23 protein-coding genes are annotated in these 21,538 nt (G+C 70.5%); 9 read left to right on the forward strand and 14 right to left on the reverse strand.

What is annotated here, in order from left to right:
* Window positions 1–256 precede the first annotated feature (256 nt).
* Window positions 257–946 (forward strand): AAA family ATPase, encoded by a 690-nt coding sequence (locus LUM46_RS04375; RefSeq protein WP_274992500.1) that lies wholly within the window; start codon window positions 257–259, stop codon window positions 944–946.
* 17 nt (window positions 947–963) lie between these two features.
* Here LUM46_RS04375 and LUM46_RS04380 read toward each other — a convergent pair whose 3' ends face one another.
* Entirely contained in the window at window positions 964–1,986 is a 1,023-nt protein-coding gene (locus LUM46_RS04380) for an LLM class flavin-dependent oxidoreductase (RefSeq protein ID WP_274992502.1), read from the reverse strand.
* Window positions 1,987–2,098: 112 nt separating this feature from the next.
* Here LUM46_RS04380 and LUM46_RS04385 point away from each other — a divergent pair, with 112 nt between their 5' ends.
* Window positions 2,099–2,299, forward strand: a complete 201-nt coding sequence (locus tag LUM46_RS04385; protein ID WP_274992503.1) for a hypothetical protein — start codon at window positions 2,099–2,101, stop codon at window positions 2,297–2,299.
* Window positions 2,300–2,356: 57 nt separating this feature from the next.
* Here the strand turns inward: LUM46_RS04385 and LUM46_RS04390 are convergent, their stop codons facing one another.
* The 3 genes from LUM46_RS04390 to LUM46_RS04400 form a co-directional block, all read right to left on the reverse strand.
* Window positions 2,357–3,364, reverse strand: a complete 1,008-nt coding sequence (locus LUM46_RS04390; protein ID WP_274992662.1) for a LacI family DNA-binding transcriptional regulator — start codon at window positions 3,362–3,364, stop codon at window positions 2,357–2,359.
* Window positions 3,365–3,381: 17 nt separating this feature from the next.
* Window positions 3,382–3,630: a hypothetical protein gene (locus tag LUM46_RS04395; protein ID WP_274992505.1), complete on the reverse strand. Its 249-nt coding sequence runs from the start codon at window positions 3,628–3,630 to the stop codon at window positions 3,382–3,384.
* A 115-nt stretch (window positions 3,631–3,745) separates the two neighbouring features.
* Window positions 3,746–5,122: an NAD-dependent malic enzyme gene (locus LUM46_RS04400; RefSeq protein ID WP_274992507.1), complete on the reverse strand. Its 1,377-nt coding sequence runs from the start codon at window positions 5,120–5,122 to the stop codon at window positions 3,746–3,748.
* A 137-nt stretch (window positions 5,123–5,259) separates the two neighbouring features.
* Here LUM46_RS04400 and LUM46_RS04405 point away from each other — a divergent pair, with 137 nt between their 5' ends.
* Window positions 5,260–5,811, forward strand: a complete 552-nt coding sequence (locus tag LUM46_RS04405; RefSeq protein WP_274992508.1) for a GNAT family N-acetyltransferase — start codon at window positions 5,260–5,262, stop codon at window positions 5,809–5,811.
* Here LUM46_RS04405 and LUM46_RS04410 read toward each other — a convergent pair.
* The 3 genes from LUM46_RS04410 to LUM46_RS04420 all read right to left on the reverse strand — a co-directional run bounded on the left by LUM46_RS04410 (window position 5,723) and on the right by LUM46_RS04420 (window position 8,042).
* Entirely contained in the window at window positions 5,723–6,532 is an 810-nt protein-coding gene (locus LUM46_RS04410) for a tyrosine-protein phosphatase (protein WP_274992510.1), read from the reverse strand. The two genes, LUM46_RS04405 and LUM46_RS04410, sit on opposite strands and share 89 nt — an antisense overlap.
* Before the next feature lie 122 nt (window positions 6,533–6,654).
* Complete coding sequence (locus tag LUM46_RS04415) at window positions 6,655–7,611, reverse strand: ribonuclease Z (RefSeq protein WP_274992512.1); 957 nt, start codon at window positions 7,609–7,611, stop codon at window positions 6,655–6,657.
* A 92-nt stretch (window positions 7,612–7,703) separates the two neighbouring features.
* Complete coding sequence (locus LUM46_RS04420; protein WP_274992514.1) at window positions 7,704–8,042, reverse strand: hypothetical protein; 339 nt, start codon at window positions 8,040–8,042, stop codon at window positions 7,704–7,706.
* A 206-nt stretch (window positions 8,043–8,248) separates the two neighbouring features.
* On the opposite strand from LUM46_RS04420, the gene LUM46_RS04425 reads away from it, so the two are divergent.
* The gene (locus tag LUM46_RS04425) at window positions 8,249–9,640 is read left to right on the forward strand and encodes a 3'-5' exonuclease (protein WP_274992516.1); all 1,392 of its coding nucleotides are present in this window, start codon (window positions 8,249–8,251) and stop codon (window positions 9,638–9,640) included.
* A gap of 25 nt (window positions 9,641–9,665) precedes the next feature.
* Here the strand turns inward: LUM46_RS04425 and LUM46_RS04430 are convergent, their stop codons facing one another.
* The 5 genes from LUM46_RS04430 to galE form a co-directional block, all read right to left on the reverse strand.
* Entirely contained in the window at window positions 9,666–10,439 is a 774-nt protein-coding gene (locus LUM46_RS04430; RefSeq protein WP_274992517.1) for a response regulator transcription factor, read from the reverse strand.
* A gap of 68 nt (window positions 10,440–10,507) precedes the next feature.
* Entirely contained in the window at window positions 10,508–10,666 is a 159-nt protein-coding gene (locus LUM46_RS04435; protein WP_274992518.1) for an LPXTG cell wall anchor domain-containing protein, read from the reverse strand.
* A gap of 1 nt (window position 10,667) precedes the next feature.
* A complete protein-coding gene (locus LUM46_RS04440) occupies window positions 10,668–11,819 on the reverse strand; it encodes a glycosyltransferase family 2 protein (protein ID WP_274992520.1) in 1,152 nt (383 codons plus the stop codon).
* A 469-nt stretch (window positions 11,820–12,288) separates the two neighbouring features.
* Window positions 12,289–13,581, reverse strand: coding sequence for a hypothetical protein (locus LUM46_RS04445; protein ID WP_274992521.1), 1,293 nt, complete (start codon window positions 13,579–13,581; stop codon window positions 12,289–12,291).
* An 89-nt stretch (window positions 13,582–13,670) separates the two neighbouring features.
* Window positions 13,671–14,693 (reverse strand): UDP-glucose 4-epimerase GalE, encoded by a 1,023-nt coding sequence (gene galE, locus LUM46_RS04450; protein ID WP_274992522.1) that lies wholly within the window; start codon window positions 14,691–14,693, stop codon window positions 13,671–13,673.
* Between the two features lie 81 nt (window positions 14,694–14,774).
* Here galE and LUM46_RS04455 point away from each other — a divergent pair, with 81 nt between their 5' ends.
* The 4 genes from LUM46_RS04455 (at window position 14,775) to LUM46_RS04470 (ending at window position 18,783) form a co-directional block, all read left to right on the forward strand.
* Window positions 14,775–15,458, forward strand: a complete 684-nt coding sequence (locus LUM46_RS04455; protein ID WP_274992524.1) for a LysE family translocator — start codon at window positions 14,775–14,777, stop codon at window positions 15,456–15,458.
* Between the two features lie 58 nt (window positions 15,459–15,516).
* Window positions 15,517–16,980 (forward strand): tyrosine-type recombinase/integrase, encoded by a 1,464-nt coding sequence (locus LUM46_RS04460; RefSeq protein WP_274992526.1) that lies wholly within the window; start codon window positions 15,517–15,519, stop codon window positions 16,978–16,980.
* A 179-nt stretch (window positions 16,981–17,159) separates the two neighbouring features.
* Window positions 17,160–17,576 (forward strand): YciI family protein, encoded by a 417-nt coding sequence (locus LUM46_RS04465; protein WP_274992527.1) that lies wholly within the window; start codon window positions 17,160–17,162, stop codon window positions 17,574–17,576.
* A 37-nt stretch (window positions 17,577–17,613) separates the two neighbouring features.
* The gene (locus LUM46_RS04470; RefSeq protein ID WP_274992528.1) at window positions 17,614–18,783 is read left to right on the forward strand and encodes an RNA polymerase sigma factor; all 1,170 of its coding nucleotides are present in this window, start codon (window positions 17,614–17,616) and stop codon (window positions 18,781–18,783) included.
* Here LUM46_RS04470 and LUM46_RS04475 read toward each other — a convergent pair.
* A complete protein-coding gene (locus tag LUM46_RS04475; protein ID WP_274992529.1) occupies window positions 18,770–19,306 on the reverse strand; it encodes a hypothetical protein in 537 nt (178 codons plus the stop codon). The genes LUM46_RS04470 and LUM46_RS04475 overlap by 14 nt on opposite strands.
* 124 nt (window positions 19,307–19,430) lie before the next feature.
* Complete coding sequence (locus LUM46_RS04480; RefSeq protein WP_274992530.1) at window positions 19,431–20,213, reverse strand: TioE family transcriptional regulator; 783 nt, start codon at window positions 20,211–20,213, stop codon at window positions 19,431–19,433.
* A 58-nt stretch (window positions 20,214–20,271) separates the two neighbouring features.
* On the opposite strand from LUM46_RS04480, the gene LUM46_RS04485 reads away from it, so the two are divergent.
* Window positions 20,272–21,477, forward strand: a complete 1,206-nt coding sequence (locus tag LUM46_RS04485) for an erythromycin esterase family protein (protein ID WP_274992531.1) — start codon at window positions 20,272–20,274, stop codon at window positions 21,475–21,477.
* Window positions 21,478–21,538: the final 61 nt, after the last annotated feature.

Raw genomic sequence — 21,538 nt, forward strand, 5'->3', positions numbered from 1 at the left:
GACGATGGCGGTTGCCAGTGCTCTGACCAGCGAAGATTCCGGTCTCATCCGGGAACAAACGTGACTGTTCCGTCCGTTCTACGGACGGAATGAGTATCTGACCGACGTCGTGGTGCCGGGGTTGCCTGCCCCGCGCTCGACGTCGCGGCTCGCTCCGGTCCGTGCACCCGTCCAGCGCCCTCTCAGGGTGTTCCCGGCGTTTCCGGATCGGCTCGCGCGATGCTGCTCACCCGGCCCCCTACGTATGGAGGACCATGTGACGACACCCGCTGTACTGCCCCGCCCGCGCCCGGTGCCCGACGCCCGCGGCGGGGCCCCCGGCCCGCTGATGATCGTCGTGGGAGGTGTCCCGGGTGCCGGCAAGAGCACCCTCCTGGCGCGGGTCGCCGACGACGTGCCCCGCACCGTCGTGCTCGACCCCGACCGTTACCGGCGCCGCATCGCCGCGCGGCTGCCGTCCTGGGTGCCGTACCCCACCTACCGGTGGGCCGTGCACACCCTGCACGCCGTCGAGACCCTCGCCCGGCTGGTGCGGGGACCACGCTCGACCGCCCCGCTGCTGGTGCACGACACCGCCACGCGGGTGCGGCGGCGAGAAGCTCTCGGCCTGATCGCACGGCTGCGCGGCTGGGACCCCGTGCTGGTGACCGTGGACGTCTCCCTGGCCGAGGCGCTCGACGGGCAGCTGGACCGTGGCCGGGTGGTGCAGCCGGAGGAGTTCGTGCGGCACTGGGGGCGCTGGACGGCGCAGCGCTCGGCGCTCGCGGCGGTCGACGGCGGTCCGCGTGGCCCGTGGTCGAGCGTGCACCTGATGGCGCGGTGTGACGCGTACCGGCGCGTGCGTGAGCTGGCCAGGCTGCGCTCGCTGGTGCTGGCGGCCGACCGGGCCGAGGCCGGCGGCACCCGGGCCAGGGCGGAGCCCTTCGGCCGTCCGTGCGCCGCGTAGCGTCGTAGACCGGCAGGTCACCGCCAGCCGAGGGCCGGTGCCACGTGGCGCAGGACGTTCTCGATGATGTGCGCGTTGTAGTCCACGCCCAGCTGGTTGGGCACGGTCAGCAGGAGCGTGTCCGCGGCCTGGACGGCCTCGTCGCCTTGCAGGTCCTCGACCAGCTCGTCGGGCTCGCCCGCGTACGTCTTGCCGAACCGGGCTGGGCCGGTGTCGAGGCGGCCGACCTGGTCTTCGCTGAAGACCTCCATGCCGAAGTACTGCCGGTCGCGCTGGTCGGTGATGGGGAAGATGCTGCGGCTGACCGAGACCCGCGGCTCGACGTCGTGCCCGGCCTCGGCCCAGGCGTCCCGGAAGCGCTGGATCTGCTCGGCCTGCAGCCGGTGGAACGGCACGCCGGTGTCCTCCGTCAGCAGCGTGGACGACATCAGGTTCATGCCCTGGGCCGCCGTCCACTCCGCGGTGGCCCGCGAACCCGCACCCCACCAGATGCGGCGGCGCAGGCCCTCGGAGTGCGGCTCGATCCGCAGCAGCCCGGGCGGGTTGGGGAACATGGGCCGCGGGCTGGGCTCGGCGAACCCCTCGCCGTCGAGCACCTCCAGGAACCGGGCCGTGTGCTCTCGTGCCAGGTCGGCGCCGCCGGCGTCCTTCGGCGCGGGCTCGTACCCGAAGTGCCGGTACCCCTCGATGACCTGCTCGGGTGACCCCCGGCTGATGCCGAGCTGCAGCCGCCCGCCGGAGATGAGGTCCGCCGCCCCGGCGTCCTCTGCCATGTACAGGGGGTTCTCGTACCGCATGTCGATCACGCCCGTGCCGATCTCGATGCGGCTCGTGCGCGCGCCGACCGCGGCGAGCAGCGGGAACGGCGAGGCGAGCTGGCGCGCGAAGTGGTGCACGCGGAAGTACGCGCCGTCGGCGCCCAGCTCCTCGGCCGCCACGGCGAGGTCGATCGACTGCAGCAGCGCGTCCGAGGCCGAGCGGGTGCCCGACTGCGGATGCGGCGTCCAGTGACCGAAGGACAGGAACCCGATGTTCTTCACGCTGACCTCAACTCCCTCGTAGCACCCGTCCCGTCCCGGGACCGTAGGACCGTTCCCGAACTGTTACCCGTACCTGGGCATCGTTTCCGGCTCGCCAGGCGTCTCTACCAGTGTGAGCAACAGTGTGAACAACAACGACGCCTTCCTCGACCGCAACCGTCCCGCCCGTTTCGCCCAGCGAGACACTCAGGCGGACTCCGTCCGATGGTGGGTCCCCCTCGTGGCCTCCACCGGCGCGCTGCTCGTCCTCGTCCTCGGCACCGCCGCGGTGGTCAGCAGCCTGGTGAACTCCACCATCAGCAGCATCGGCTGATCCCCGGGCGTTCCCACTGGTGACCATGCTCTCTGGTGCCACTGGGACGCCCGGCGGTCAGGGCGCCGGCACCGGTCCGGTGCTGTCCCGGACGACCAGCTCGGTCGGCAGCACGTGCGAGCGTGCCGCGCGGCCGTCGAGCAGGTCCGCGATGGCACCGGCCGCCAGGTGCCCCTTGGCGGTGACGTCCTGCCGCACGGTGGTCAGTGCGGGAACACCCACCGTGGCCGCACGGCTGTCGTCGTAGCCGACGACGGACAGGTCGCCCGGGACCGACCGCCCGAGCGCGGTGGCCGCGGCGATCACCGCACGGGCGAACACGTCGTCGAAGCACAGCACGGCCGTCACGTCGGACGACTCCAGCAGGTCGGTGGCCGCGGCGAACGCAGCCGACCGCGGCAGGAGCGTCGTCCGCGCGACCACCGGTTCCAGCCCGTGCTCCCCCAGGGCCCTTCGCCACCCGAGCAGGCGGTCCCGGTTCGGCGGGTCGTGGGCGAACTGCTCGGTCAGCGCGAGCACCCCGATCCGGCGATGGCCCAGCTCGAGCAGATGGCGCGCGCCCGCACGAGCGCCGCTGAGGTCGTCCACGCCGATCGTGGTCACCTCCCGGCCCAGGTCCTGGTCGACGGCGACGACGGGCAGCTTGCGCCTGCTGAGCCACGCCACACCGGCCGAGGTGGGGTCGCAGGTGTAGACCAGGGCGCCGTCCACCGCGACGTCACGGGCAGGCAGGAACCTGTCGCCCTGCGGCGGGGTCAGGACGGTCAGCGCAAGCCCTCGACGGGTCAGCTCGTCGGCGACGGCGGCCACGAACTCCGCCGACACGTCGTCCTCGAACGCCTCGCTGAGCGGCCCGTTCAGCAGGAGCCCCACGGCCCCCGTACGGCCTCGCGCCAGCGCCCGGGCCGCCGGATCGGGGCCGCTGTACCCGAGCGTCTCGGCGGTCGCGAGAATCCGCTCCCGCAGCTCCTTGGACAGCTGGTCGGGGCGCGAGAAGGCGTTCGAGACCGTCATCCGGCTCACACCGACCTCGTCCGCGACGGACTGCAACGTCACCTTGGCCATAACGAGGCCAGTATCGCTCACCCGGCTCCCCCACCGACACGTGCCACCGACTGCGGGGTGACGCACGGCGGATCCAGCCGGGCCGCCGTGGCCCGCAGCGCCGTCGCGAGCGCCCGGCGCAGCGCCGCCAGGTCTCGCCGTCGGCGGCGGGCCGTCCGTCGGCGGCGGGCCGAGGAGTCGCTCCTGACGGGGGCGTGCGGCCGGGCGCTGTTCATCTCGGCGACGGCGCGCCGCAGTGCCAGGTTCCCACCGGCGTACTCGTGCATCGTGGCCACCTCCAGAAAGGGTTCTTGACCGGTACAGTAAGCAGAGGCTTCTGTACCGGTCAAGACCCCGCCCAGCCATGGCGGACCCGGCGTGTCCGGTGATCCGGGAGCCGACTCAGGCCTGCCTGCGGACCGCTTCCGCCACGGCCTCGGCCACCCGGTGGTCGAACACGCCCGGGATGATGTAGGCGCTGTTCAGCTCGTCCGGTGCGACGACCTCCGCGATCGCCACCGCCGCCACCCGCAGGAGCTCCGTGGTGATGTCCTTGGCCCCCGTGTCCAGCAGGCCGCGGAACAGGCCCGGGAAGGCGAGCACGTTGTTGATCTGGTTCGGGTAGTCGCTGCGCCCGGTGGCCACCACCGCCGCCGTCTCGGAGGCCTCGAGCGGGTCCACCTCCGGCGTCGGGTTCGCCAGGGCGAACACCACCGCGCCGTCGGCCATCTGCGCGACGTCCGCGCCCGTCAGGATGCCGGCGGCCGAGACGCCGATGAACACGTCGGCGCCCTTCAGACCTTCCTGCAGCGTGCCGGAGAACCCGTCCACGTTCGTGTTGTCCACGATCCAGCGCCGGTGCGGGTCGTCGGTCACCACGCCCGGGTGCAGAGCGCCGTCGCGTCCGAACGCCACGATGTGCCGCGCCCCCTGCGCCTTGAGGAGCCGGATGATGGCGTTGCCCGCAGCGCCCACGCCCGACACCACGATCCGCACGTCCTCGAGCTTCTTGTCGACCACCCTGAGCGCGTTGATCATGGCGGCCAGCACCACGATCGCCGTGCCGTGCTGGTCGTCGTGGAACACGGGGATGTCGAGCTCTGCACGCAGCCGCGCCTCGATCTCGAAGCAGCGCGGCGCCGCGATGTCCTCCAGGTTCACGCCCCCGTAGACGGGCGCCAGCGCCTTGACGATCCGCACGATCTCGTCGGTGTCGGTCGTGTCGAGGCACACGGGCCACGCGTCTACCCCGCCGAACTCCTTGAACAGCGCCGCCTTGCCCTCCATCACCGGCAGTGCGGCGGCCGGGCCGATGTCACCCAGGCCGAGCACCGCGGTGCCGTCCGTGACCACCGCGACGGTGTTCCGCTTGATCGTCAGCCGACGTGCGTCCTCGGGGTTCTGTGCGATGGCCAGGCACACCCGCGCCACCCCCGGCGTGTACGCGCGCGACAGGTCGCGACGCGTCTTGAGCGGCACCTTGTTCGTGACCTCGATCTTGCCGCCCAGGTGCATCAGGAACGTCGAGTCGCTCGACTTGAGCACCTCGGCGCCCTCGATGGCGTTCACCGCCGCGACCACCCGCTCACCGTGCTCCGCGTCGATCGTGTCGCACGTGACGTCCACGACCAGGCCGTGCGACGTCGAGTGCGCGATGTCGACGCCCATCACCGCTCCCCCGGCGTCCGCTACCGCCGCTACCACCGTGCTCGTGGCACGCTGCGACGCGGCCACCTCCACGCGCAGGGTGATCGTGTAGCTCGGGCTGGGCAACGACATCGTTGTTCTCCTCGGTGATCCGGTTCTCCCGGGCGCGGTAGTCCGCACGAGGAGATTCCTACCGCCACAGGGTGACGTGCGCCACACGGGCCCGCCATGCGGACCATCCGGCCCGCCGTCCGCCCGAAGATGGTGCCGTGAACATCGCCATCGACAGCCCCGCCCGCGACGACGTCCGCCGGCTCCTGGACGAGCACCTCACCGACATGTTCGCCACCTCCCCTGCCGAGAGCGTGCACGCCCTGGACCACTCGGCCCTCCTCGCCCCGGCGATCACCTTCTGGACCGCACGCGGCGACGACGGCACCCTGCTCGGGTGCGGTGCGCTGAACGAGCTGGAACCGGGCACCGAGCAGGGCCACGAGCAGGGCCACGGCGAGATCAAGTCGATGCGCACCGCCCTGCAGGCCCGTGGCAAGGGCGTGGCCTCGGCGCTGCTGGAGACGGTGCTCACCGAGGCACGACGGCGCCGGTACACGCGCGTGAGCCTCGAGACCGGGTCACAGGACTACTTCGCCGCTGCCCGCCGCCTGTACGCCCGCCACGGGTTCGCCGAGTGCGGCCCTTTCGGGGACTACACGCACGACCCGCACAGCGTCTTCATGACGCTGGAGCTCCCGGCGCACCGGCCCGCCCAGCAGGCCGGGACCGGGCACCGTGCGGCCGCAGCCGGTCCCGCAGCTTCCTGACCCGCGCCTCGTCCAGCCCGGCGTACCGAAGGTAGGCGGCCGGGTCCAGGTCGGCGAGCCACTCCAGGAGGGCCGCGCGGCGCTCGCCGACGCGCTGGTCCATCTGCCGGGCGGTCCAGCTCTCGCCCGGGTGCTGCACCCAGGCCCCCTGCTCGACGTCGTAGGCGATGCCCGCCCGGGGCACGGCGCCCCGGAACGCCTGCTCGTAGTCCTCGGCGATGGCCTCGTGCTCCACGCCGACCAGGGCCAGCAGGATCGCGGTGATCATCCCGGTGCGGTCGCGCCCCGCGGAGCAGTGCACCAGCACCGCCCCCGGGGCGTCGGCGACCGCCCGGAAGGCCGCCCCGACCAGGTGCGGGTACATCGCCGTGCTGGGCGCGTACGAGCGCGGGTGGTCCAGCCACGGCCCACAGGCCTCCAGGAAGTGGGGGTCGCCCGGGTCCTCGGTCGGCGTGCTGCACGTGACGATCCCGGCCGGTCGGACGGCGCCGGGCAGAAGGTCGAGCGCCTGGACGATCTCCGCCGGGTTGCGCAGGTCCACGACCGTCGTCAGCCCTGCCGCGAGCGCGTCCGCCCAGCCGGTGGGGGTGATCGTCTCGGGTGCGCCGGAGCGCCAGATCCGTCCGGGGGTGGTGCTCTCGCCGTCGTCGAGCGGGAGGCCGCCGAGGTCACGGAGGTTCAGGGCACCGTCCCAGGTCCGGGGGTTCGCCGGGTTGCTCATGGGTCGCATGGTGGTTCCGGGTTCCGGACGTGGTCAACGGGGAGAACTGCCCCTGGACGGGCTGGACGGGGGCGTGGGGGTCGGTCGAAAGGTTGGGGGTCGAGTCAGCCCGTCGACGGACTTCACCGCCGCCGGGGCACCGCGATGCGGTCGAGGTCGGCCGCGACGGTGAGCTCGCCGTCGAACACCGTGCGCGCCTCCTGCTCGAACTCGGCAGGGTCGGTGTACCGCTGCGAGAAGTGGGTGAGGACGAGGCTGCGCACACCGCTGCGGGCGGCCACCGTCGCGGCCTCGAGGGCGGTCAGGTGCCCGTGCTCGCGTGCGAGACCGCGGTCGCGGTCCAGGAACGTCGACTCGATGACGAGCAGGTCGACGCCGTCGGCGAGGTCCCACACCGCGTCGCACATCCGGGTGTCCATCACGAACGCGAACGACTGGCCGGGGCGCGGGTCGCTGACGTCCTCGACCCGCACCGTGCCGCGCGGGGTGCGCAGCGTGCCGTCCTGGGCCAGCCGGCCGACGTCGGGCCCGGTGATGCCGGCGGCGGCGAGGCGGTCGGGGTCCATGCGGCGGCCGTCCGGCTCGTCGAGCCGGTACCCGTACGCCTCCAGGGAGTGGTCCAGCCGGGCCGCGCGGAGCACGGTGGGACCGTGCAGCTCGCCGGGCACGCGGGGTACGACGCCGTCGTGCGACAGCCCTTGCAGCGCGAGGCGCTCGCGGTGGTGGTAGGCCGTCGAGTCGCAGAGCGCCTCGATCCACCGCCTGCCGGACGCCGGGAACGTGATCGGCACCGTCTGCGGCACGCCGTCGAGGCTGATGCGCTGCACGACGCCGGCCAGCCCGAGACTGTGGTCGCCGTGCAGGTGCGTGATCGCGATCCGGGTCAGCGCGGTCGCGGAGATGCCGGCGTGCAGCATCTGGCGCTGGGTGCCCTCACCGGGGTCGAACAGGAAGACCTCGTCGTCCCAGAACAGCGCGTACCCGTTGTGGTTGCGGGTCCTGGTGGGCACCTGGCTCGCGGTACCGAGGGTGACGAGCTCGCGGCTGGAGAGGCGGTGGTTGGCGGGGCGCTGGAACACGTTCGCATTGTGTCCCGAACACCCGGGAACCGGCACGGGAAAACAGCGGCGAGCACAGCACCGGGAGGCGCTGACATCTCGTTTTCAAAAGATCACCCGCACCCGGGAAGCAGGTTCAGCGGGTCACAGCCATACTTCGCCTGAGCCAGTACGAGGACGGCCCAGCCGAAGGCGACGAGCATGGCTCCGCCGACAAGGATGTTGAGGACCGGGTAGTTTCCGTCCTGCAGGACCGGGGCCAGCGCCAGGGCGGCTCCCGCGAGGAGGCAACCCAGTGTCACAATGGTGATCGGGCTGGTCAGAGCGTCAGAGGCAGGCAGCTCGAGCCATCCGAACCGATCCCCGAGAAGCACCAGAGCGACGTACGGAAGAGCGAATCCCAGCGCAGCGATCGCGCGCCAGTCCATCACCGAGAGCTTCGACAGCACCATGACCTCCCCTTTTTGACCTACCCCAGACAGTGGCCAAACACCCTCCACAAGTGTTAATAATCAGGGGGCGGTCCGCTATCTTTGGTAGTGATTTTCACAAAATCCGACATATTCGTACGATCTCCACTTTCAGGACTCTCGCGCTGGTGACACCCTGGGGCGCGGCGTAGCGCCACCGGCGGCACGGCTGTCGAGAAAGGACGCGCATGGCGAGGGACGAACGCGTAGGAAAGCCCGCGTACGCAGCGGTCTCGACACGGATCACCGGGATCCGAGTGGCTGGCGCGCGCTTGCGTGAGATCGCCGTCGTACGGATCGACGAGCGAGGCGCCGTGGTCGACGAGTGGTCGGCGGTACTGCACCCGGACGGCGCGTGGATCGCGCTCGCCGACGTCGCCTCGACCCTGCGCGAGCGCCTGTCGCAGATGGCGATCGTGACCCACAACGGCAGGCTCGGCATCGAGGTGCTGCGGGCGGAGCTGGCTCACCTGGGGTGGCAGCTGCCCGCGTTCGCCCAGCTGACGACCATCGACGCGAGCTATCACTACCTGCCAGGCCTGGTGCACCGCCGCCTGTCGGACTGCTGCACCGCCGCAGGGGTCCCGTTCGAGGGCGGCGGCGTCCCGCCGAACACCCACCCGGTCAACGAGGCCCGCGCGACCGCCGGACTGCTGAGCCGGTTCCTGCAGAGCGGGAACGGAGCGCCCGACCTTCCGGAGCTGCTGCAGGTCACGCTGCGGGCCTGGGTCTACCCCTGGCCCGACGGGCCGAGCCGAGTGGCCGAGCCGCCCCGCCCCTGGCCGGGCCGACGGGGACCGGGCGTCCTCACGACACTGGCCGGACAACCGCTCGCCGACGCCATCGCCGACGTTGCCGACGTCCACACGCACGGCTACCTGGCGCTCATCGCCGAGACGCTCCATGACGGCCGGCTCACCCCGGAGTCGTCCGGCGGGCTCGCGGACGCCGAACCGCTCTACCGGCTGACACCCGAGGCCGCCACCGACATCCGCCGCAAGTTCTTCGACGCCCTGGTGCGCCAGGCGATCGCCGCCGACCGGTACCACCTGGAGGTTCGGCAGGAGCTGTGGCGGGTCGCGGACACGCTCGGCTGCCCCCGGGACGCCGTGATCGAGCCGATCGTCGAGGCGACGCCCGTCGAGTTCCCCAAGCTGGACGACGACACCGGCGCCAAGAAGCCCACCGACGGCCGCCGCGTGGCGACGCCGGCCCAGATGCGGGCCTGGGCCATCGCCAACGGGTTCGACGTCGAGGGCTACATCCGGCTGCCGTGGTCGATCGTGCGGGCCTTCGAGGAGGCGCACGGGCAACCCGTCGACCGCACCCCGCGCCCGACGACGGCGCACGACCATGCACCGGCCGGGGGCTCGGAGCACGAGGAGCCGCGGGCAGGCCTGGACCCTGGTCCCCGTCCCGCTCCGCGCCCGGCACCCGGGGCGACCCCGCGGCCGATCCTGCGTCCCAACCCCCGCCCTGCTCGCCGCAGGGACCTCGGGCAGGACGACCCCGACGGTGGGGTACCCCAGCTCGAGTTCGACCGGCTGGAGACCCCGCCCATCGGCAACCCGGTGGTCTGATCAGGTCCTGGACTCGTGCCGCCACTCATGCGGCCGCGAACCGGTACCCCAGCCCTCGGACCGTGTGGATGAAGCGCGGGCTCCTGGGGCTGTCGCCGAGTTTGCGCCGGACGTTGGCCACGTGCACCTCGACCGTGCGGTGGTCCGCCTCCGTGACCCGACCTCCGTAACGATGTTGGTCGGGCCACAGCATGGCCGCGAGGTCACCCTTGGCCACGGTCCGGCCGTGTGCGCCGTGGAGGACGGCGAGGAGGTCGAACTCTGTGCGGGTGAGCTGGACGAGCTCGCCGCCCAGGCGGACCGTGCGGCGTGCGATGTCGACCTCGAGGCACCCTGCCGTCGCGCCGGGCGCGGACTCGGCAGGCTGTTCCGGAGCTGGAGCCGGAGCCGGAGCCGGAGCTGGAAACGGAGCCGCGTAGCGGCCGGCATGACGCAGGAGGGCCTCGACGCGTGCTCGGAGCTCACGCGGCCGGAACGGCTTGGTGACGTACTCGTCGGCGCCTGCCTCAAGACCCATGAGCGTGTCGGGCTCGTCGGCCCGGCCGGTGAGCATGACGACGACGGTGTCGGAGAAGGTCCGTAGCCGCCGCACGACCTCGAACCCGTCGATGTCGGGCAGGGAGACGTCGACGGTCGTCACGACGGGCTCGTGGATCCTGACCAGCGCCACACCCTGCGCACCGGTCGTCGCGGTATGAACGGTGAACCCGGCCTGCTGCAGCGTGACCTCGATGAGTGCGCGGACGTCCTCGTCGTCCTCGACGACCACCACGATGCCTCGGCCCCAGGGCTCCTCCATCTGTCGAACGTAACAACGACACCGCCGCGCCGCCGCCCCAGGGCGGCGGTCGCGACGGTGTCCGTGAGTCATGCTTCCCTGCGCGGTACGACCCGTCGTATGGCTGCTCCGGCCGCGATCAGCGCGAACGACGCCAGCGCGAGCCACAGCATGTTCTCGGGGCCCGTGGCTGCCAGGGCTGCGGCGCCGCCGCCTCCCAGTGTGCTGAGTGCTGCTCCGTTATACATCTCACCATCTCCTTTCTCGGTTCATTGCAGAGTCCAGGTATGCCTTTCCATGGCATACCTGAAGAAATATGTCGAACGGCAGCTCGTAGAGGGTGGCTGCAATCATCTGCCTGACCTTTCCTCGGTCCCGCAGAGTGATGACGCGCTCCATCACGAAAACTCCGGTCAGCGCCAGCCAGAACGGTTGGATGCTCAGCGACCCCAATGCCACGAGCGACCAGACGATCGTCGCCAGGTACGCCGTGGTCACCAGAATTCCGAGCATGGTCACCAGCTGACGGGCCCAGTAGGGCGCGGTGACACGGGTGAGGCCGTACTGGACGCAGTTCTCGATCGCACCGCGCTTCCACCGCAGGCGTTGGGCCCAGAGCTCCCGCCAGGTCGGCATCACCTCGGTCGTCAGCGTGCAACCCTTGGGCGACAAGATCTTGTAGCCGAGGTGCATCAGGGCGAACGAGATCTCGTTGTCCTCCGTCAGCACCGTGGTGTCATACACGCCGCCGTGCCCGTCGCCGACCGGGATCTCCCGCGACAACCTCGCTGACCGCACATGCTGCAGTGTCGAGGCACGAAACACTGCCGCGGTGCCGGTCACGACCAGGCATCTTCCCTTGAGGCGCCGTACGTCCCGCGCGTATCGCGCGTACTCGTTGCGCTGCAGGTGACCGACGAACCCTCCGCCGTCCTGTCCGCGAAACACGCCGCCGACGGCCCCGAGCCGGCTGTCGGCGGCGAGGTGGGAGAGCGCACTCTCGATGAACTCGGGGTCCAGCACGCTGTCTGCGTCCTGGATCAGCACGAAGTCGTCTTCCTGAAGCCGAGGAAGTACCACCGACAGGACCTGGTTGAGCGCTCCCGCCTTCTTGTACTTGTTCCCGACGGTTTCCGTGACGTAGGCGCCGGCGCGTTCGGCGAGGTCGACCGTGTCGTCGCTCGAGTTGTCAGAGACGACGATGACCTCGTCGGGCAGTCGAGACTGGCGGCTCAGCGCCGTGACCGTCTCGGCAATTGCTTCCGACTCATTGTGTGCCGGAATCAGCACCACGACGCGATGGCGGGTAGAAATACTCACCGAGGCATCCGCGATCACGGCCGATTCCAGCGCGGCACCGTATTCGCCGGAAAGCTGCTCGGAGCGTCGTCTCTCCGCCATGGCGCTGCCTCTCGTGAGTGTCTGAATGACCACTTCCAGCGTGTGGTCCAGACCTCAGCGCCCAGCAGAAGATCCTCAAGGAATGCTCAAGGTCCCACTTCGGGATCTTGAGAGTCTTGAGGATCTTGAGGTTCCGCAGATAGAGCTGTCGATCGCCTTCTACGGCGGAGAGATATTCATACGGCACGACGGCGGCTCATCGCCGTCGTGCCCGCGCGGGCACCCCCGGGGTCAGGCGTCCGGGAACCCCTGGGGGTTCTTGGACTGCCAGCGCCAGGTGTCGGCGCACATGTCGTCGATCGTCTTCGTCGCCCGCCAGCCCAGCTCCGTGTTGGCGGATGACCCAGTTCGAGTTCGACCGGCTGGAGACCCCGCCCATCGGTAACCCGGTGGTCTGGGGGTCGCGTGATGTGGAGCCGGTGACATGCCGGGCATGCGTGCGGCCGCCGCGCGCCCGAGCGTTGGTCAGCTATGCACCTGCCGGCTTGGCGCGTGCAGCGCCCTCGTCGCGCAGTTCGACCAGGAAGCTCGGGTCGGCCCGCAGCACGCGAACGAGCGCGTCCAGCGCCGAGTCCAGCGGGACGGACGGCTCACCGATCTGCCGCGAGAGATCCAGCAAGCCAGCGGCGTGCCAGCAAGGTGCTTGTTCGGCGGACAGTTCCGTGTCCGCAGGCAGGTTCTGGATCGCGGACAGGTTCAGCGGTGTCACTCTGATCGTCTGAGTCCAGAGCCGCTCATCAGTCAGCACGCCATGGATCAGGCCCTTGCGCCGGAGCTCTTGGGACGAAACGGTCAAGGCTGTGACGCAGAAGAACTCAGGCTTCGCGCCTCGATCCAGCCACCGCCCGTACCCGACTACGGCCGACCGCCCGATCGCGGTCCGGGAGATGGTCGTCTCTTCACGCAGCTCCCGCTCCGCGCCACGGCAGATAAGTTCGTGCAGAAAGGACGAGTCCGAATAGTCCCTCGGCTCGAGCGCTCCCGAGCCTGAGGGGGCCAACCGACCGGAGCTGGCCTGCGACCGTGTTGTCTGGAGAGTCACCACCAGATGATCGTCCGTAGTTATCGCAAGGGTGGATACCCCGATGCTGTTGTCCAGCTTGCTGGAATCGAAGCGGCGAAAGTCGCCTGAGTCGTCGAACAGGTAGTTCTCGCGGAATCGAAACGGCCCTTCAGGCGCTTCGATGTCCCATCGGGTCAACTCGTTGGAGCACAAGAGGGAGAAGAAGTTACTCCGCTGTACGACAGCAGGGCGATCCTGTTCCAGGAAGTCTTGGTCGATATCGGTGCACAGTCGAACGTTCGGGCCGTTGAACGGCCAATGCCCACGCGCGCTGTTCGACATGACATACGGCGCGACGTCGGCCAGTCCTGTCGGCAATGTGTACATGGACGGGGCCATCTGGACCGGCACGAGAGCGTGCGCAAGTTTCAGGTCCAGCTCAGGATCGAATGCCATCCGACCTTCCGCAGAGAGCAGCACAGAGGGAAGCCCTGGCACAGCAGGAGAGCCTTCGAAGCTGAGCGGAAGCGATCGAGGAGCCATCACCCACTGCGACCACCGCATCCTGAGCAGAGCACTATCGCGAACGATCAGCGCCAGCGCCGTGACTGTCGCGAGGACCAGGAGGCCACCGTTGAGCCAACTCGGAATCTTGAGCAGCGAAGGCACCAGCCCGAGAGCGAATCCAGCAAGTCCCGTGACGTAGACCCACTCGGCTTTCATCAGGAAGCGGACACGGTCGATCGCACTGCGGATCACAGCTCGCACGAAACTCCCGATCGAATGATGTGGTGAGGTGCAAGAGGTCGGCACCTCAAGCCAACCAGGTCCAAGGGCCGCGATCGACCTCAGCTGTCCGGGAAGCCCTGAGGATTCTTGGACTGCCAGCGCCAGGTGTCCGCACAGATCTCGTCGATCGTGCGGGTCGCACGCCAGTTGAGTTCTTGGTTCGCGCGGGAAGGGTCCGCCCAATAGGCTGCGAGATCACCGGGACGCCTATCCCCGACCACATAAGGCAGCTTGCGATCAGACGCCCTTTCGAAGGCGTGCAACAACTCGAGCACAGAGGTACCGACGCCGGTCCCGAGGTTGAAAGCTCGTACTGGTTCGTCCATCGACCCCAAGTGCTCCAAGGCGGCAACGTGCCCCGCTGCGAGGTCCATGACGTGGATGTAGTCGCGCTCGCAGGTTCCGTCCGCGGTTGGATAGTCGTCGCCGAACACCACCAGTTTGTCGCGACGTCCGACAGCGATCTGCGCGATGAACGGCATCAGGTTGTTCGGGATACCCTGCGGGTCTTCGCCGATCTCACCGCTGGGATGAGCGCCAACGGGATTGAAGTAGCGCAGCAGAGCTACTTTCCAGCCGGCGTGGGCCTTCGCAACATCCGAGAGCACACGTTCGACCATCACCTTGGTCTGTCCGTATGGGGAAGCCGCCGACAGGTATTCGTACGTCTCCTGATACGGCACCGGAGCCTTTTCCCCGTACACCGTCGCCGACGATGAGAACACAAGCTTGGCAACACCATGGTTCGCCATTGCATTCGCAAGCGAGAACGTGGAGTCGAGGTTGTTCCGGTAGTACTCCAGCGGTTTGGCCACCGACTCGCCCACCGCCTTAAATCCTGCGAAGTGGATGACGGCGTCGATCTGCTCGGTAGCGAAGAGCCGCTCGGTCTTGTCGACGTCCGTCAAGTTGAAGCCGTGTATCGGAATCGACTTGCCTGACAGCGCCTCCATCCGGGCAATGATGGTGGGCTTCGAGTTGGAGAAGTCGTCGACCACCAGGACGTCGTGACCAGCGGCTACCAGGGCGAGGACGGTGTGCGAGCCGATGTAGCCGGCTCCACCCGAGACGAGAACGCGCATGGTCTCAAACTACCGGGTGGCCGCTGCCCGCAGACCACCCCCGCCGTCACCGTTCCGGTCGGCAGCGGTAGCCTCCCGCGCATGACGGTGCCCGAGGCCATGCTCCTGTTCGCCCTCGTCGCGATCCCCCTGACGATCATGCCCGGCCTGGACAGCGCGCTCGTGCTGCGCACCGCCGTCGTCCACGGCAACCGGCACGCCTACGCGACCGCCCTCGGCATCAACGCGGGCGTCCTCGCCTGGGGCGTGGCCGCCGCCGTCGGCGCGACAGCGGTGCTGGCCGCCTCGGCGACCGCCTACCGTGCGCTCACGCTGGCCGGTGCCGCCTACCTCCTGTGGCTCGGCGGGCGCATGCTGTGGTCGAGCTTCCGCCCGGGCCGCTACGACGCGCTGCCCGCCGCCGCACTGCCCCACGACACCCGAGGGACCCCGGACGCACCACGGTCCGCCTGGCGCTCCTTCGCCCTCGGCGCCACGACGAACCTCCTGAACCCGAAGGTCGGCGTCTTCTACCTGGCGACCATCCCCCAGTTCCTGCCCGACGACGTGCCCCATCTCCTCATGGGCCTGCTGCTCGCGATCGAGCACGACGTCCTCGGGCTCGCCTGGCTGGCCCTCCTGATCAACGCCGCGAACCTGGCCAGACGTTGGCTGTCCGGCCGGGCGATCGCCCGCGTCACCGACCGGGTGACCGGCGTCGTGCTGCTCGCACTCGGCGGCCGCATCGGCTGGAACGCCCTCGCCGGGCAGGCCCGTCCCCTCTGAGCGCGACACCACCGCCACGCTCCCCCGGCCACGTGATCAGGGCGGATACCCTCACCTCGTGGCGTACACCGAGCAACGCACCGACTCCGCGGGCCGCACCGGCTACGTCGGACGTTTCCGGGTCGACGGTCGCCTGCGCAGCACCCGCCGCTTCACCGTCAAGCGGGAGGCGCTCGCGGAGGCGCGGCGCCAGGAGGAGGCCGGCAAGCACGCGGAGTGGGTGGACCCGGCCGCCGGCCGGGTCACGGTCGCCGAGTGGTTCACGATCTGGCAGGAGTCCCGCGTCGACCGCGCGCCGCGCACCCTCGAGGCGGAGCGCGAGCGCTTCCGCTCCCTGGTCGCCCCCGCGTTCGGTGACCGGCCGTTGCGGCAGGTCACCCACGAGGACGTCGCGCGCTGGGCCGCCACCATGACCTCCCCCACCACCGGGGAGACCGCCTCCCCGGCCCGGCGCAGGGACGCGGCACGCCTGCTGGTGGCCCTGCTCGACGCCGCCGTCGACGCCCGTCGCCTGCGCACCAACCCCGCACGGACGCCGTCGGGCAAGGTGCCCGCCCTGCCGCGCGCACCGAAGACCAAGCCGCACCGGTACCTCTCCCACGAGCAGCTGCGCCGGGTCGCGGACGCCGCCCGCACGCCCCAGACCCGCACCCTCGTCCTGCTGACCGCCCTGACCGGGCTGCGCTGGGGTGAGGTCAGCGCCCTCACGGTGGCCGACGTCGACCCGCTGCGCCGCCGCGTGCACGTCACCAAGGCGTACACCCGCCTCGACGACGGCACCCTCCTGCTCGGCGACACCAAGACCCACGCCCGGCGCGAGGTCCCCCTGCCCGCGACCCTCGTCGAGGCCGTCGCCGCGCAGGCCGCCGGCCGGGCGCCCACCGACCTGCTGTTCACCGGGACGCGCGGCGGCCCTCTGCGCCGGGAGAGCTTCGACCGGTCGGCGTTCCGGCCCGCGGTCCTGGCGGCCGGGCGTGCCGTGCGCACGCTGCGTGAAGCCCTGGACCTGCCGGTCTCCGGTCTGTACGACGACGGTGTGGCGGCCGTGGTCCGCCGTGCCCAGTCCGACGGCGGGCTCGAGCCCACCGGCGTCTGCGACCCGGCGACATGGACCCTCGTGGGCGCTGCCGACCGGGCACGCCGGGACGGGCGCACGGCCGCGACGACCCGTGGCGAGAAGGTGAGCCGCACCCGGCTGCTGACCGCCCTGTCGAGCACGACGCTCGGGCCCGGTGCGGAGGACTTCGACACGCTCACGCTGCACGACCTGCGCCACACCGCCGCGTCGCTGGCCATCTCCGGCGGGGCCACGGTCAAGGCGGTGCAGCGCATGCTCGGGCACGAGTCGCCGGTACTCACCCTCTCGACGTACGCCGGCCTGTTCGAGGACGACCTCGACGCACTGGGCGACACGATGAGCGCGGCGTTCCAGGCGACCGCCGTCGTGCCCGGCGCGCACGCGGGCGCTGCGACGCCGAACGTCACCTCGATCGGGACCGCCCGGGCCTGGGCCGTCGGCTGACCGGGCCTGTCCGAGACGCGACGCACCGTGTTCTCGTGACGTGTTCTCGTGACGTGTTCTCGCCGATCCGGGATGCTGATGTCGAGAACACGCGGACGGCTCCGTCCCAGGGTCGAGGGCGCCCACCGCGTCCCCGACCGTGCGGGTCCTGCGAGGGGCCCTCGACCAGGGAGAGAACCATGGCGAAGTACCTGCTGCTCAAGCACTACCGGCACAACGGCCCCAAGCCCGTTCCGGGCACCGAGGCGATGATGGACCAGTGGACGCCCGAGGAGATCACGGCGCACATCGACTACATGGGCCGGTTCGCCGAGAAGCTGGCGGAGCGTGGCGAGTTCGTCAGCGAGGGCGCGCTCTCGCCGGAGGGCACGTTCGTCCGCTATGACGGCGAGGGGCGGCCGCCGGTGACGGACGGGCCGTTCGCGGAGACCAAGGACCTGATCGCGGGCTTCATGATCATCGACGTCGAGTCCCAGGAGCGGGCGTACGAGGCGGCCGCCGAGCTCTCCGCGGCGCCGGGCCAGGGCGGGCGCCCGATCTACGAGTGGCTCGAGGTGCGGCCGTTCTTCGCCGAGCTGCAGGGCACGACCGAGTAGGCACGACCGACGCGACAGGACAGGTCAGGACGGCAGCATGCACGAGGACCAGGTGAACGAGCTGATGCGTACGCTGGCGCCGCAGGTCCTGGGCGTCCTCGTCCGCCGCGGAGCAGACTTCGCGACGGCCGAGGACGCCGTGCAGGAGGCGCTGATCGAGGCAGCGCACCACTGGCCCGACAGTCCTCCGGACGAGCCGAAGGCGTGGCTCCTGAAGGTCGCCGGCCGCAAGCTGATCGACGCGCAGCGCGCCGAGGCGGCCCGACGCCGGCGGGAGGAGCGTGTCCACGACGAGCCCCCGCCCGGGCCCACCGAGCAGTCGGACGACACGCTGCTCCTGCTGAGCCGGTGCTGCCATCCGTCGCTCAGCCCGGCGTCCGCCATCGCGCTGACGCTGCGCGCCGTCGGTGGGCTCACCACGGCGCAGATCGCGCGCGCCTTCCTGGTGCCCGAGGCCACCATGGCGCAACGCATCTCCCGCGCCAAGCGCACGATCACCGGTGAACGGTTCGACACCCCGGGTGACGTCCGAGCGGTGCTGCACGTGCTGTACCTGATCTTCAACGAGGGGTTCACGGGCGAGATCTCCCTCGCCGACGAGGCGATCCGGCTGACGCGCCAGCTCACCGCGGCGAGTGCGACGGACCCGGAGATCGCCGGCCTGCTCGCCCTGATGCTGCTGCACCACGCCCGGCGGGAGGCGCGGTACACCGCGTCGAACGAGCTGGTGCCCCTGGACCAGCAGGACCGGTCGCTGTGGGACACGTCGATGATCGGCGAGGGCGTCGCCGTCCTGCAGGGGGCGCTGGGTCGAGACCTGCTCGGGCAGTACCAGGCGCAGGCCGCGATCGCCGCGCTCCACGACGACGCGCCCAGCGCCGAGGAGACCGACTGGCCGCAGATCCTCGAGTGGTACGACGAGCTGGTCCGGCTCACGGACAGTCCGGTCGTCGCGCTCAACCGGGCTGTCGCCGTCGGCCAGGTCGACGGCCCGCGTGCAGGTCTGGCCGTCCTGGCCGGGATCGACCCCGGACTCGCACGCTGGGACGCCGTGGCGGCCCACCTGTACGAGCGCGCCGGCGACGTCGCCCTGGCGATCGAGCACTACAGGACCGCGGCGGACCGGGCCACGAGCCTGCCGGAGCGCACCCACCTCATCAAGCAGGTGGCACGGCTCGTCGTCGAGGCGCGCTCTAGAGGCCGCTGAAGATCCAGGTGGACGGCGCGTCGTATCCCGTGAGCCCACCCGGCCGGCTGCACGCCCCCAGGTCGAGCGTCACGAACGTGACCACCTGCGTGAGCGTCGATCCGGCAAGAACCCCGCTGGTGATCGGCCCGGTGACGGTCAGCACGTAGGTGCCGTTGACCGTCGTCGAGGTCGAGGACCACGACCAGGCGCTCGTCATGGTCGAGCTTCCGTTCCAGAAGATGGTCTGAGTTCCGCTCCCCCCGCCGAACAGCGTGGCGCACGACTTCGTGACCTCCCCGCTGTAGTCCGCGGTGAACGACGTGAGCGTCGGGTGGGTCAGGCTCACACAGGACGCTTCATCGTGCCCCTCGACCTCCAGGGTCTGGGCGACGTTCGTGACTCCGGGGTCGTACGTGCCGACCGAGTCGCCGACGCAGTTCACCACCGTCGGAGTCGCTGTGGCTGTGGCTGATGGCGCCGCGACCAGGCCGACGGCGGCCAGGAGCACCGTGCTGGCGATGGCGTAGATGTACCTCTTCATGACTCTCCCGTCTGGATGACGAGCGCCCCGGCTGACACCGAGATCATGACCCCCCGACTCGCCCTTCCTTGGAGCGTGAGCCCGTTCACGCAGCGGTGCAACCCCAAGCGGCCGCTGGGTCTCCTCAGGGCTGGTCGCGGTCCCGGAGGTAGGCCTCCAGCGTGGCGGCGCCGGCCAGCATCGCCCGCCCGCGGGCGGACAACCGGCGTTGCCAGTCGCGCAGCGTGGCCTCCAGCGGTCCCACTCCCCCGGCGGCACGCACCTGAGCGATCAGCGGGGCGATCTGCTCCAGCAGGTAGCCGCCTCGCCGGAGCTGGTGGGCGAGCTTCGCGTCCCGTACAGCCGCCTCGTCGTAGACGCGGTACCCCGTCTGTGCGTCGCGGCGCGGACGCACGATCCCGGCCCGCTCCCAGGTCCGCAGTGTCGCGGGCCGGATGCCGAGCTTCGCTGCGAGCGGCCCGATGAACGTCGCGGCGGGTCGGGCGGTGGCGCCCGACCCGGACGCGGGTTCACGCTCGTTCGGCGAGGACCGAGCCGCAGGCCCGAGGTCGCGGAGCGCTGCCTCCACCGCGTGGAGCGTCCGGCGGTCCTCCAGGAGCTGGGCGTGACTCTCGTCGATGAGGCGGAAGGCCTCCCCGTACGGATCCTCGTCGCCGGCCGCGGGTTCGTTGACGGCCCGCATGATCGCCGTCGCCGTCGGGTGGCCGTGGCCGGGGACCAGGGCGAGGAACGCGCGCAGGGCGCGCGCGTGCGACGTGCCGTAGACGCGGTAGCCGTTCGGTGTCCGTTCGGCGGCGGGGAGGATGCCCGTGTCCTCGTAGTTCCGGACCGCCTGGGTGGACAGGCCGTGCTCACGGGCCAGATCGACCGGCCGGAGCCGCACACCGGTTCGAAGGTCTGACCGCATCTTCCCTTCCCCCACGACGCAAAGTCTCAACCGAGACTTCGACGATACCTTTCAAGGAATGACGACAGACATCCAGGAGACCACCGGTCCCGTCGATTCCACCGCGGTCATGCGGCTGCTGCCCGCCCGCCCACGGGTTCTCGCGCTGGGCGAGCCCGCGCACGGCGAGCAGAGCCTGCTCGCCGTGCGCAACGAGCTGTTCCGGCAGCTGGTCGAGCAGGAGGGCTACCGGACGATCGCCCTCGAGAGCGACTGTCTGGCAGGCCTGCTCGTGGACGACTACGTCACCACCGGCGAGGGTGACCTCGACGAGGTCATGAGACGCGGCTTCAGTCACGGGTGGGGTGCGTTCCCGGGCAACCGGGACCTGGTGCGCTGGATGCGCGGCTACAACGAGGACCGTCCGGCGTCCGACCGGCTCCGGTTCGCCGGTATCGACGGTCCGCTGGAGATCACGGGAGCCGCGAGTCCTCGGCAGGCTCTCCTCGGGCTGCACGACCACCTGGCGGCACATGTGGACGCCGAGCTGGCCCCCTGTACCCGGGACGCCCTCGACCGCCTGATCGGTCCCGACGATCGATGGACGGAGCCTGCCGCGATGATGGACCCGGCCCGGTCCGTCGGCCGGACCGCCGAGGCCAGGGAGCTGCGACTGCTCGCGGACGACCTCGTGGCCCTGCTCGGCGCACGGGCGCCTCAGCTGCTCGCGGAGTCGTCAGCCACGGACCGGGAGCGGGCACGGTTGTACGGGCGCACGGCGACGGGCCTGCTCCGGTACCACTTCTGGATGGCAGACCCGGGCACGAGCCGCATGACCTGGCTGCTGGGGGTGCGGGACGCGATGATGGCGGCCAACCTGCTCGCCGCCGCCGAGCGCGGCCCCGTGCTGGTGAGCGCGCACAACAGCCACCTGCAGCGCGATCTGAGCACCATGAGCATGTGGGACCACCCGAGGTTGGAGTGGTGGAGCGCCGGGGCGCTGGTCGACGCCGAGCTCGGTGCGGGATACGCGTTCCTGCCCACCGCCCTCGGCACCATCCGGCACCAGGGAGTGGACACGCCGCCGTCGGACACCGTCGAAGGGATGCTGTACGCCCTGACCGGAGACCATTACCTCGTCGACGCCGGCCGCCTGGCGTCCGTTCTCGGGGACGCCAGGGCGAAGGCGCGCGTGTCCCCCTGGTTCGGGTATGCCCCGTTCGACCCGGCGCACCTCCCACGCACCGACGGCATCGTCTTCGTCAAGGAGGCGGAGCGGCCGTAGCCGGGGGTCGAGGAACGTCGCAAGGCGGGTCAGCCTGGCTGGTCAGGTCGCCAGGGTCACG

Origin of the sequence: Promicromonospora iranensis (assembly GCF_028994805.1) — a bacterium.
In the GTDB taxonomy this organism is placed as follows: Bacteria; Actinomycetota; Actinomycetes; order Actinomycetales; family Cellulomonadaceae; genus Promicromonospora; species Promicromonospora iranensis.